Annotated in this window: 10 protein-coding genes; 7 read left to right on the forward strand and 3 right to left on the reverse strand. The window is 67.7% G+C overall.

The genetic code is table 11. From position 1 onward, the window contains the following. Positions 1-31 precede the first annotated feature (31 nt). The 3 genes from AC50X6_RS00180 (at position 32) to AC50X6_RS00190 (ending at position 6,420) form a co-directional block, all read left to right on the forward strand. Positions 32-2,146 (forward strand): S9 family peptidase, encoded by a 2,115-nt coding sequence (locus AC50X6_RS00180; RefSeq protein ID WP_494964325.1) that lies wholly within the window; start codon positions 32-34, stop codon positions 2,144-2,146. 393 nt (positions 2,147-2,539) lie between these two features. Continuing rightward, the gene (locus AC50X6_RS00185) at positions 2,540-4,468 is read left to right on the forward strand and encodes an ATP-binding protein (protein ID WP_494964326.1); all 1,929 of its coding nucleotides are present in this window, start codon (positions 2,540-2,542) and stop codon (positions 4,466-4,468) included. Next, positions 4,465-6,420 carry a two-component system response regulator gene (locus AC50X6_RS00190; RefSeq protein WP_494964327.1) on the forward strand — a complete coding sequence of 652 codons (1,956 nt, stop codon included), beginning with the start codon at positions 4,465-4,467 and terminating at the stop codon, positions 6,418-6,420. Before AC50X6_RS00185 ends, AC50X6_RS00190 begins: the two co-directional genes overlap by 4 nt. On the opposite strand, the gene AC50X6_RS00195 is transcribed toward AC50X6_RS00190, so the two are convergent. After that, positions 6,398-7,333 (reverse strand): ABC transporter substrate-binding protein, encoded by a 936-nt coding sequence (locus AC50X6_RS00195; protein WP_494964328.1) that lies wholly within the window; start codon positions 7,331-7,333, stop codon positions 6,398-6,400. The genes AC50X6_RS00190 and AC50X6_RS00195 overlap by 23 nt on opposite strands. A gap of 213 nt (positions 7,334-7,546) precedes the next feature. Here AC50X6_RS00195 and AC50X6_RS00200 point away from each other — a divergent pair, with 213 nt between their 5' ends. The 4 genes from AC50X6_RS00200 (at position 7,547) to dhaM (ending at position 10,918) form a co-directional block, all read left to right on the forward strand. Then, on the forward strand, positions 7,547-8,056 hold the full coding sequence (locus AC50X6_RS00200) for an amino-acid N-acetyltransferase (RefSeq protein ID WP_326966524.1): 510 nt from the start codon (positions 7,547-7,549) through the stop codon (positions 8,054-8,056). Positions 8,057-8,616: 560 nt separating this feature from the next. After that, entirely contained in the window at positions 8,617-9,618 is a 1,002-nt protein-coding gene (gene dhaK, locus AC50X6_RS00205; protein WP_494964329.1) for a dihydroxyacetone kinase subunit DhaK, read from the forward strand. Between the two features lie 2 nt (positions 9,619-9,620). Next, positions 9,621-10,247 carry a dihydroxyacetone kinase subunit DhaL gene (gene dhaL, locus AC50X6_RS00210; RefSeq protein ID WP_494964330.1) on the forward strand — a complete coding sequence of 209 codons (627 nt, stop codon included), beginning with the start codon at positions 9,621-9,623 and terminating at the stop codon, positions 10,245-10,247. Continuing rightward, on the forward strand, positions 10,244-10,918 hold the full coding sequence (gene dhaM / locus AC50X6_RS00215; protein WP_494964331.1) for a dihydroxyacetone kinase phosphoryl donor subunit DhaM: 675 nt from the start codon (positions 10,244-10,246) through the stop codon (positions 10,916-10,918). The genes dhaL and dhaM overlap by 4 nt, the downstream gene beginning before the upstream one ends. A gap of 107 nt (positions 10,919-11,025) precedes the next feature. Here dhaM and AC50X6_RS00220 read toward each other — a convergent pair whose 3' ends face one another. Together AC50X6_RS00220 and AC50X6_RS00225 are read right to left on the reverse strand one after the other, a co-directional pair. Next, entirely contained in the window at positions 11,026-11,523 is a 498-nt protein-coding gene (locus tag AC50X6_RS00220; protein WP_494964332.1) for a hypothetical protein, read from the reverse strand. 54 nt (positions 11,524-11,577) lie between these two features. Beyond that, positions 11,578-12,414: an HhH-GPD family protein gene (locus tag AC50X6_RS00225; RefSeq protein ID WP_494964661.1), complete on the reverse strand. Its 837-nt coding sequence runs from the start codon at positions 12,412-12,414 to the stop codon at positions 11,578-11,580. Between the last annotated feature and the right edge of the window lie 45 nt (positions 12,415-12,459).

Below are 12,459 nucleotides of genomic sequence, written 5' to 3' on the forward strand. Positions count from 1 at the left end.
ATCGGGGTCATAGGAGGTGTTGAATCGGTGCATGACTTCCATCGGTTCAGAGACCCTGAGCGAAAAACCCGAGACACCCTTCCACGATCTGGACCACTACCTCGCCATCCCGAGGGTGAGCGGCCTGGCGTTGAGCCCCGACGGCGGGCGCTTGGTCACCACCGTGGCCACCCTCAACGCCAAGGGAGCCGACTATGGAACAGCCCTGTGGGAGCTGGATCCTGAAGGGCTCCAACAGGCCCGCAGGATCACCCGCAGTGCGAAGGGGGAGGCAGGGGCCGTTTTCGCCGCCAGTGGTGATCTCTACTTCACCTCCGCCCGCCCGGATCCGGAGAGCCCCGAGGCTGATCCGGTCAACGCCCTGTGGATGCTCCCGGTAGGCGGCGGGGAGGCGCGGGTGGTGCTCTCACGCGGCGGCGGCGTCAGCGCGGTCCTGGCCGCCAAAGATGCCGATGCCCTGTTCGTGGCTGCCTCCGTGCTGGCCGGTTCCACCGATGAGGCCAACGACGGGGAACGCCGCAAGGCCCGGACGGAGCTCAAGGTCACCGCCATCCTGCACAGCGGCTATCCCGTGCGCTACTGGGACGCTGACCTCGGACCCGCCCAGCCGCGGCTGTTCGCCGTCGAACCGGGCGGCGAGCAGGAGCCGGGCAGACCGGGCACGGTGGACGCCACAGCGCCGCTCAGGCTCCGCAACCTGACTCCCGACGCCGGCAGCGGGCTCCGGGACACGGATCCCGTGGTCAGTCCCGACGGGAAGACCATCTACAGCAGCTTCAACAAGCCGCTCGCCAACGCCAATTCGCGGTCCGTCCTGCTCTCGATCGACGTCGCCACCGGCACCCGCAAGGTCCTGCTGGAAACTGAGGGCCTAAGCTACTTCCCGGGGCCCGTCAGCCCGGACAACCGCACCCTCGTTGTGCTCAGCGAGAGCGACACCACCCCGCTTGCGGCCCCGCAGGTCAAGCTGTACCTGTTCGACGTGTCCGAGGCAGGAGCGGAAAGCGCACTGACGCCGCTGGCCCACGGCTGGGACCGCTGGCCCCGCCCCTCCGCCTGGCTGCCGGACGGCTCCGCTATCCTAGCGACGGCCGACGACGACGGCGCCTCACCTGTGTTCCGCATCGGCGTCTCCGGCAGCGGGAACGGCCACGTCACCCGGCTGACCGCCGACACTGCAGCCTATTCCGACGTCGTCATCTCGCCGGACGGCGGGAGCGCCTTTGCGTTACGCAGTTCCTACGAGTTCCCCGCTGAGGCGGTGCGGATCGACCTCGGCAGCGGTGACGTCGCCCGGCTTCCGGCCCCCGCTGAACGCCCGCACTTTAGGGGCTCGCTGGAGCGGGTGGAGACGACGACGGCCGACGGCGCCCGGGTGCCGGCGTACCTGGCGCTCCCCGACGGCGCCTCCGCCGGGAACCCGGCCCCGCTGCTGCTCTGGATCCACGGCGGCCCGCTCGGATCCTGGAACGCCTGGACCTGGCGCTGGAACCCGTGGCTTCTTGTGGCACGCGGCTACGCCGTGCTCCTGCCTGACCCGGCACTGTCCACCGGCTACGGCCAGCACCACATCCAGCGCGGCTGGGGCGAATGGGGCAAGGCTCCGTTCAACGATCTGATGGCCATCACCGATGCCGTAGTCCAACGGCCGGACATTGACGAGAGCCGCACCGCGGCGATGGGCGGCTCCTTCGGCGGCTACATGGCCAACTGGGTGGCCGGCCACACGGACCGGTTCAAGGCGATCGTCACGCACGCCAGCCTCTGGGCTCTGGACCAGTTCGGCCCCACCACCGACGCAGCGCAGTACTGGCTCAAGGAAATGACGGCCGAAATGGCGCTGGCGAACTCCCCGCACCTGCACGTGGAGAACATCAGCACCCCCATGCTGGTCATCCACGGCGACAAGGACTACCGCGTCCCGATCGGCGAGGGCCTGCGCCTCTGGTATGAACTCCTCGCCAAGTCGCAACTCGCGGCCGACGAGAACGGCGACACCGACCACCGCTTCCTCTACTTCCCGGACGAGAACCACTGGATCCTGCAGCCGCAGCACACCAAAATCTGGTACGGCGTGGTCGAACACTTCCTCGCCAAGAACCTCTTCGCCAAGGATCTTCCAGTGCCGGCCGAACTGGGTGTCTAGGCCACCAATCTGGTGGCCCGTGCCGGGTGCTGCAACGCGCCCGGTGGGTGAGGCATCCCGGCAACTTTTGCGACGCGCCGCGGACGCCCTTTGACAAACCCCGCCCCGTGGGTCTCAATTGGCTCTACCGGTCTGCTCCATGCATGTCGGGTGGCCGTCCGGTCACGGGCGCGCCGGCCCTCCCCGTCGCAGCAAAGGCACACCCGTCGTGGGGCGGGGTCGGAACGGCACGGGGCCTTCGGGTCAGTCAGCCTACCGGGGGATAGGACCGACCAGATGCTAGGAATCCAGCAGAAACATGCCCCGAGGGCGGGCAGCCAGGAGACGGGACAACCCGGCAATCGAGGAGCATCCGGAAACGGCGTTCCCGATGCTCCAGGGAGTGCAGCCGTCATGGCGGCAGCGGCATCCCCGCGGGAACTGAAAAAGGTGCCGCCGCTGATGCGGGCATTTGCGGGACGTGCAGGGCGGAGCCATGTGTGGACTCTGGTTGCGGCGCTCCTCGTTGCCGGAGGTTCCTGCGGCGCTGTCCTCGCGGCCGCCACGGAGGCCCGCAACAACGCCCAGAATTCCCGCACGGCATTCGAGAGTTCCTCGAATGAGATTGCTTCGACGCTGCAGTTGGCGGTCCAGCACGAGCACGACCTGATGCTCAGCGGCGCAGCCTATCTGGCCGGGAACCCGGACGGCTCCAACGCACAATTCCTGCAGTGGTCCGATTCGATCCGGGCCCTGGAACGCTATCCGGAGCTGCACGACTACGGAAACGCCGTCCTTGTCCCGGCTGCCGGGCTGGCCGCGTTCGCGGACCGGGTCCAGGCGGACCCGTGGGCGCCGCTGGCCAGCCCCGGCAGATTCCAGGTGGCACCGCCCGGAAACCGCGAGTACTACTGCCTGGAGACGGTCGGCCAGGTGCGCAATGCCCAGGCCGGGACCCCGGCCGGGCAGGATTTTTGTGCGGGCCGGCTTGGACCGGCGCTTCTGGCGGCCAGGGACACCGGGGAAAGCTCCTACGCCCCGTCAACCGTCGGACAAGAGCCGGTACTGGGTGTGTCGACCCCCTACTACCGCGGCGGCTTAATCCCGCTGACGCTCGAGGGGCGGCGCGCAGCGTTCCTGGGGTGGTTCGGCATGACCATCGTGCCGAAAGTGATCCTGGACCGGGCCCTGCAGGGCCATCCGGACACTTCCGTCACCTTCCAGTACGGGACCGGACCCTCGGCCGTGACATTCTCCGGCGGCACCGCACCGCAGGATGCCCAGTCCGCGAGGATTGACCTGCGGAACGGATGGTCGGTGCTGGTGTCCGGCGCCGTTCTGGGCGGCGGGATGGCAGCGGACGGGAAAGCCATCACGCTGCTGCTTGGCGGTATCCTGCTGAGCCTCATGCTCGGTGTGCTGGTCCACGTCCTGGGTACCGGCCGGGCCCGGGCGCTGAGGCTGGTGGAGGAACGGACGGCACAGCTCCGCGGGGCCCAGTCGCAGTTGGTGGACTCCGCCCGCCAGGCTGGCATGGCTGAGATCGCCACCAACGTTTTACACAACGTGGGGAATGTACTCAACAGCGTCAACGTATCGGCCAACCTTGCGGTCCAGAAGGTGAGGGGGTCCAAGTCTGAAGGGCTTGGCCGGGCAGTAGCCCTGATGCGGGAACACCCCGATGACCTGGGCGATTTCCTCACCAACGACGCCCGGGGCAAGGCGCTCCCCGGCTATCTGGACCAACTGGCGAAGGCGCTCGCCATCGAACAGGCCAGCGTTACCGAGGAGCTGCTGCGGCTGACAAACGGCGTCGACCACATCAACAAAATCGTCAGCGCCCAACAGTCGCTGGCTGGGGTATCCGCCGTGCTTGAGCCTGTGGACATCGGCGAACTGGTGGAGGACGCGCTGCGCATGGCCGGTGTCCTGGGCAACGACGCAGTCGTGGTCGTGAGGGATATTCCCGCAGCTTCACTGCTGTCGCTGGACCGGCACAGAATCCTGCTCGTCCTGCTGAATATCATTGGCAACGCGATGCACGCAATGAAGCGCAATGCCGGGCGGCCCCGCCGGCTCAGCATTGGGGCGGAGATGGCGGACGGGAAGAGCGTTCGCATCACGGTGGCCGACACCGGTGAAGGGATCCCTGCGGAGAACCTGACCCGGATCTTCGCGCACGGTTTCACCACCCACATTGACGGGCACGGGTTTGGACTGCATAGTTCGGCGCTGGCGGCGAAAGAGATGGGCGGCAGCTTGGATGTCCACAGCGACGGGCCCGGCCGGGGCGCCTCCTTCACCTTGGTTTTGCCTCTTGAGACCCGGCCGGCGGCGGCATGAACGCGCCGACGAATCGCCGCATCCTGCTGATCGACGACACCTCCTCCATCCACGAGGACTTCCGGAGGATCCTGTGCGGCACGGGGGCCGGATCGGACATGGACGCCGCCGAGGTGGCCCTCTTCGGCGGGGTGAGCGAGCCTGCCGCGGACAGCTTTGACCTCGATTCCGCCTACCAGGGGCGTGAAGGCCTGGACAAGGTCTGCGCGGCGATGGCGGCAGGGAAGCCCTATGCCCTGGCCTTCGTCGACATGCGTATGCCTCCGGGATGGGACGGGGTCGAGACCATTCAGGAGATCTGGCGGGCCGATCCCCGGCTGCAGATCGTGATCTGCACCGCCCACTCGGACTACTCCTGGAATGAGGTCCTCGGCCAGCTCGGCGTGGAAGACCGCCTGCTCATCCTCAAGAAACCCTTCGACAACATCGAGGTGGCGCAGCTGGCGATTGCCTTGACCACCAAGTGGGAGATGACTCGGCGGGCCGAACAGAAAGTGAGCCGGCTGGAAGCGGCGGTTCAGGAGCGAACCAACGCGCTGGAGGTGGCCAACCGGGAGCTGGCGGAACTGGTGCGCGAAGTCACCCAGCTCGCCACTCATGACGTCCTGACAGGGTTGCCGAATCGGTTGCTTTTCGCGGACCGCGCCGCTCAGGTGCTGGCCACGGCCCGCCGGGACGGCAGCCTCCCTGCCGTGCTGATGCTGGACCTGGACAGGTTCAAAGAAGTGAACGACACTCTTGGCCACCAGCAAGGGGATGTGCTGCTGCGCCAGGTCGCCCTGCGGCTGTCGGGAGTGCTCCGGCCCGGCGATACGGTGGCGCGGTTCGGGGGCGATGAGTTCGCACTGTTGCTAAGCGATGGGGGTGCCGGCGCCGGCGAAAATGTCGCCCTCCGGATCGGCCGGGCACTCGAGGCACCGTTTTCGTTAGGGAACGCGGCCGTCGGCATCGAGGCGAGCATCGGCATAGCGGCCGCAACGAAGGATCATGCGGATCCGACGTTGGAGGAACTGCTCCGCCAAGCAGACATCGCCATGTACAAGGCGAAGGCGGACCGGTCCGGCTACGCGCACTATTCCTCCTGCAACGACGACGGCACGCCGGATCACCTCAGCATGATCGGAGAGCTGCGCCAGGCCCTGGACTCTGGGGAACTGGTGGTGTACTACCAGCCCAAACTCGCGGTCGACAGTAGCGAACTGGTGGGCGTGGAGGCACTTGTGCGCTGGCAGCATCCCGTCCGCGGGCTACTTCTGCCAGGAGACTTCATCGAAGTGGCCGAGGGGAGCACTCTCATCCAGCGGCTCACCAACTTCGTCATGAACCGTGCGCTTGGCTGCTGCCGCACCTGGCTCGATCAGGGGGTGCCGCTGCAGGTGGCGATCAACGTCAGCGCCCGCAGCCTGTTCGACGCAGGGTTTCCGGACGTGGTCGCCGGGCACCTTGCCGCCGCGGGTGTCCCCGCCGGGCTCCTCACCATTGAGCTGACCGAGGGAGCCGTGATGGCCTATCCCGACACTGCCTTAGCCATCTTGCGGAGACTGAGGGACATGGGGGTGCGCCTGTCCGTGGATGACTTCGGCACCGGCTACTCCTCGATGGCCTACCTGAAGAACCTCCCTGTCCACGAGCTGAAGATCGACCGCTCTTTCATCAAGCATCTGACCCGCGACCCTGACGATGCAGTGATCGTCAAGAGCGCCATGGACCTGGGTCACGATCTTGGTCTGTCTGTCGTGGCCGAGGGCGTAGAGGATGAAGGAACAATGGGGGCACTGAAATCTCTGGGCATAGATGCCGCCCAGGGCTTCCATCTAGGCAGACCCATGCCCGAGGAGGTTCTCCGCCGGTGGATCAGGGAACGCTCCCGCTCTTCAGCTCAGGTTACAGAAAGCTCACCCGCCACCCCGGCGGAGCCATTGCCGATGGTCAGCCTGCGGACGCCAGGTTGATGCCAACATTTTCCTCGGCGTAGAAGCTCAGTCCGTACTTGTACAGGATCTGATCGTAGGTGCCATCCGCGACGACGGACTGCAGGGCGAGCAAGAGTGCGTCGCGGAGCTGCGAATCCTTCTTTAGTACCCCAATCCCGGTGTGCGCCGGGGCATAGCCGGCATGGTTGCGTGCATCCTGCACCACTTCAAACATCGTGCCGTTCCCAGCGGTCTGCGCGGCGTACGCGGCCACCGGCGAATCGACGACTTCGGCGACGGCCCGGCCGGACCGGACCGCGTCCCGCACCTCGGTCTCAAACGGCAGCTCGGCTATAGTCATCGGCGCGGCCCCGCCGGCACGGCACTTGGCGTCAAAACCGTGCAGGATACCTGCCTGCACGGTGGCTGATTGGACCGCAACGTTCTTGCCGCAGAGGTCAAGCACGTTGCTGATTTTGTGGGGGTTTCCGGTGGTGACGAGGATGGAAAACCCGGAATGGAGGTAGTCGACGAAGTCGAGTGTCTCCCGCCGCTCCGGAGTTTCGCTCATACCGGACATGATGACGTCGTGCGTGCCGGACTGCAGGGACGCGATCAGGCCGTCGAATGCCTGGGCCTGGAAGTCCATCCGGACCCCAAGCTTGAGCCCCATCGCCAGCGCAAGGTCATAGTCGAAGCCCGTCGGCTTATTGTCAGCGTCCAGCATCACCATCGGAGCGAAGTCCATGTCCGAGGCGACGCTAATGACCCCGGCCGACTTGTAGCTGGCCGGGAGCGCCGCGGCGGCGGCCCGGTCAACGCCGGAGTCGGGCGAGGCCACCGCCGCTGCCGGCGGTGCACCGCTTGAGCAGGCAGACAAGGCCACAACCGATGCCAGCCCGATCGATCGCAGCAGGAGCCAGCCCGCACGGCCGCAATTTTTAGCATTCATTGGTGCTTCCCCGACTCTCGTGTGGCGTGGCTAACATCTTCCTACAAAAAACGCGCCGTCAAGTCTTCTGTGGCTGTTGTGACGGGCGCGATCGAAAAAGCCAGCCAACACGACGGTCGACGGTCAGCCCGGCAGCGGCTTGGGCGGCCGGGGACGTGACCCCCGCCGACGTCGTAAGCGAAGCATGGAAGGACGCCCCCGTAGGATTGGGCTGTGACCGAGACGATCCGCATCCGCCCTGCCCGCACGGGCGATGTCGCAGCCATCAAGGCGCTGGTGGCGCCGCTGGCAGACCGGCGGATCCTCATGGCCAAGGAGACCGTGGCCTATTACGAGAGCCTGCAGGAGTTCCGGATAGCCGAGGGGCCCGACGGCGAGGTGATCGGCTGCGGAGCGCTCCATGTTATGTGGGAGGACCTCGCCGAGGTGCGCACCCTAACGGCGTCGGATGCCTGGCGCGGCAAGGGGGTAGGGCACGTGCTGGTGGAGCGGCTCCTGGCGGACGCGCGGGCCCTGGGGGTTTCTCGGGTTTTCTGCCTGACCTTCGAGGTGGAGTTCTTCAGGAAGCACGGATTCGACGTGATGGCGGATCAGTCCGCCGTTGACCCGGTGGTGTATTCCGAACTGCTGCGATCCCATGACGAAGGCGTCGCCGAATTTCTGGATCTCGCGCGGGTGAAGCCGAACACCCTCGGCAACACCCGGATGATCAAGGCCCTCTAGAAGGCGCCGGCGGACCCGGGCGCGCCGGCAGCGGAGTGCGGTGTGGCAGCCGGCCGGAGTGTCGTCTTCCCCTTTCCGTCTACTTGATGGATAAACTGGTCCCGGCCCAGGGGTGGGTCGATACTTTCGGAGGCACGACATTGCACCATAACGAGGTTTTTCCGGATTTCTGCGCATTCCAAATTACTATTGCCGGAGGAGCCGCGGGCCCTGCGGGAACCGAGGAGCCTGGGGGAGCGGCCGGTCCCGCCGAGCCAGTGACGTCGGGGGAGGCCGGGGAACGTGCCGCGCCGGCCGGGCCGGGGGAGGCCGCGGCGCACCGACGCAAGGCCGGGGCCTCAGTGCCGCCGTTTTCGTGGCTGGGGCGAGACGCCTGGCCGGACTTCCGGGTGTGGGCAGACCGACATTCCTGACACCCGCCGTCAGTACAGATCAGTTCAGGGCCGCGCCGCCCAGTCGCCGTCGAGGACCCGTAGGCACGGATCCGGAGCCTTTCGCTGGCAGGGCCCCGGTAGTAGGGTCTAAGCAAGCAGCCAGGACACCATCCAGGGAGCACAGCCATGAAGAAACTCATCAATGATCCCCGCGCCGTGGTCGACGAGTCAGTGGAGGGCTTCGGGCTCGCCCACGCCGACCTCGTGACCGTCTTTGCGGACCCGAAGTACATCGTGCGCAAAGACGCGCCGGTGGCAGGAAAGGTAGGGCTGGTCTCCGGCGGCGGCAGCGGGCATGAGCCGCTGCATGGCGGGTATGTCGGAATGGGTATGCTCGACGCCGCAGTCCCGGGTGCCGTGTTCACCTCGCCCACCCCGGACCAGATCCTTCCGGCCACGCTCGCCGTGAACTCAGGCGCCGGCGTCGTCCATGTCGTGAAGAACTACACGGGCGACGTGCTCAACTTCGAGACCGCAGCCGAACTGGCGCAGGCCGAAGGCGTGGAGGTCCGCACGGTGCTTGTCAACGATGACGTCGCGGTGCAGGACTCGCTGTACACCGCCGGGCGGCGCGGTGTGGGCGGCACCGTGCTGGTGGAGAAGATCGCCGGCGCGGCCGCCGAGCGCGGCGACAACCTCGACGCCGTCGCCGCCATCGGTGACCGCGTCAACCAGAATGTCCGCAGCATGGGGGTGGCGTTGGCCGCCTGCACCGTCCCGCATGCCGGGGTGCCCAGCTTTGAACTTGAAGAGAATGAGATCGAGATCGGCATCGGCATCCACGGCGAGCCAGGCCGGCACAAGATCCCGATGGAAAACGCCGACGGCATCACGGACCGGCTGCTGGAGCCCGTGGTCAGCGATCTCGGCCTGGCCTCCGGAGACAAGGTGCTCCTGTTCGTGAACGGAATGGGCGGCACCCCGCAGAGCGAGCTGTACATTGTGTACCGCCGGGCTGCGCAGAAGCTGGCCGAGCAGGGCATCACCGTGGCGCGCTCGCTGGTGGGCAACTACATCACCGCCCTGGAAATGCAGGGCTGTTCAATCACAGTCCTGCGTCTGGACGACGAAATGACGGGCCTCTGGGACGCCCCGGTCCACACCCCGGCCCTTCGCTGGGGCGTCTGACCGTGGGCCTGGACGCCGGCTGGGCGGTGCGGTGGCTTACCCTTTGTGCGCAGGCCATGTCCGAGCACAGGGTCGAGCTCATTGAACTTGACCGGCCAATCGGGGACTCGGACCATGGCGAGAACATGGACCGGGGTTTCCGGGCGGTGCTGGACAAACTTTCCGAGTCTCCCCCGGAAACCCCCGGGGCGGCGCTGAAGCTGACGGCCATGACCCTGATGTCCAAGGTTGGGGGAGCCGCGGGCCCGCTCTACGGCACGGCATTCCTTCGGGCTTCAACGGCGCTGGGGGACACGGCCGACGTCGACGCCGCGACTCTGGCGGTGGCACTGCAGGCCGCACGCGACGGCATCGTGGCCCGGGGGAAGGCCGAGCCCGGTGACAAGACCATGGTGGACGCCTGGACCCCGGCGATCGAGGCAGCCGCTGCGGCAGCCGCCAACGGTGACGTCCGCAAGGTCCTGGTGGCCGCCGCGGAGGCCGCCGAAGCCGGGGCCGTGTCCACCGATCCAATGCTTGCCCGCAAAGGGCGCGCCAGCTATCTGGGGGAGCGCAGCATCGGCCACCGGGACCCGGGCGCCGTTTCCAGTGCCCTGATCCTGCGTGCCGCTGCCGGGGCAGCCGAATGACGGTACGGCTCGTCGTCGTCTCACACAGCGCTAAGATCGCCGACGGCGCCGTCGAACTTGCCGCGCAGATGGCGCCGGACGTAGTGATCCTGCCCGCCGGAGGCACCGACGACGGCAGGATCGGCACCAGCCTGGAACGCGTGATGGCGGCGCTGGAGCAAGCTGCGGGCCCTGACGGCATTGTTGTGCTCACGGACCTGGGCTCGGCCGTAATGACGGCCGAAGCGGCGGTAGAATTCCTTCCCGACCCCGACTCCGTGCTGCTGGCCGACGCTCCGCTGGTGGAGGGGCTTGTCGCCGCCGCCGTGGCCGCCCAGGCCGGAGCCGGCGCCGACGCGGTGAAGGATGCCGCCGAAGCCGTCTACCGGCCGCCGGCCCACCCGGCGGTTCCCGACCACGAACACCAGCAGCCGCCGGACGCCATGGGCGATTTCGAGCTCATCAACCAAACCGGCATGCACGCACGCCCCGCGGCGAAAATCGCCGGCGGACTGTCCGGCATGGACGCTGATGTGACCATCAACGGCGCAGACGGCGCCTCCATGACGGAACTCATGATGCTTGGTGCTGCCAAGGGTGCGGTGCTGCACGTCGAGGCCAGCGGCCCGGACGCCAGGAAAGCTGTGGACTATCTGAGCGGGCTGTTCACAGCCGGCTTCGGTGAACCATAGGATCGGAGGTTCAGCCGGCGCCGGCCGGGAGGCCTGGATCCGAGGGCGCCAGCAACCGGGCGGTGCCGGCGACGGCGGGTGCTCCGCTGTGCGCCTTTCCGGGGCGGCTACGGCGCCTGCCGGAGGCCGTCCGCGTCGAGCACGACGCCGGCCGTGACGAACCGGCCGCATTGCCCGCCGAAGGGGTAGGCCACCCGAGGGGTGAACACCAGGGTCCGGACCGGCAGGGGAAGGCCGTTGGCGTCGGTCCCGCTGGAGGTCGCCTCCAGGGGCGAGTCTCCCAGCGGCTCAAACATCAGCATCCCGGTGAGGGTACCGTCCGGCGAAGAAGTTGCCGAACAGGGGCGGTCGCCGCCGTAGGGGCCGGGCTCGCAGCCCTGGTCCACAGTGGTGGTGCCAGGGAATAGCTCCAGTTCAGCCTCGGTGCAGCGGCCCGCCTGGCACGCTTTCAGCTGGACGGTCCTGACCGAGGCGGCGTAGTCCCGGGCCACGGTCAGCGCGACCACCTGCGCTTGGGCGATCGCCGGGCAGGCGGTTTCCGGCTGGCATCCAGCCGCCAGCAGCGCGGTACAGGCCAGAGCCGCGATCGCCACGAATTTGCGCATGCTTCAGGGTAGTTCCGGCAGGCGCGCCCAGCCAGTGTTGCGCGGCCACGATGCTCAGGCGGGGAGCCGGTAGCCGCCAGGATGGAGCTCTGCCAGACCGTCGCTGAGCAGGCCGGCCAGCGCTCGTTCGAGCTGTTCAGGAGCCGGATCGAGCCGGTGCAGGGCGGCCAGCGGAATGCTGATCCCAAGCGATTCAAAGCCAAGATCCGCCGGGGCCCGCTGGAACAGCTCCGGCGCGACGGGGGCCTCGGTGACGCGGAGCACCGCCATTACCGCGCCCCGCACCTGACGGTCCGTTCCATGCCACGACTGTCCTTTTGGGGTGTACGTCGGCGGCGGCTCACCGGCCGCCAGCCAGGCGCAGGAGCCACGTACCGGGCATTGTTCGCACTTCGGTGACCGCGCCGTGCACACGAGCGCGCCGAGTTCCATGACGGACGCGTTCCAGCGGACGGAGGCACCGACGTCGGACGGCAGCGCCTTTGCGGCCAGCCGCATCTCAGCGGCGGTCAGCGCCTGGGCGGGAAGCGCGGAACCGGAAAGCAGCCGGGCGTGGACGCGGCGGATATTGGTGTCCACCACCGTTTCGCGCCGCCCGAAGGCGAAGGCGGCGACGGCCGCCGCCGTGTAGCTGCCCACCCCGGGCAGCTCCAGCAGTTCCGGATAGGTGTCCGGGACATTTCCGCCGTGGCTGGCCCCGATCGCGACGGCGGCCGCGTGCAGCCGAAGGGCCCGCCGCGGATAGCCCAGCCGGCCCCAGGAACGGACAGCCTCACCCGCGGGTTCCCGGGCCAGATCGGCCGGCCCGGGCCAGCGCCGCAGCCACTCCTCCCAGACCGGCAGGACGCGCACCACCGGTGTCTGCTGGAGCATGACCTCGCTGACCAGCACACCCCAGGGAGTGCAGTCCGGAGCACGCCAGGGCAGCTGCCGCGC

It is taken from the genome of Pseudarthrobacter sp. HLT1-7, assembly GCF_059383435.1.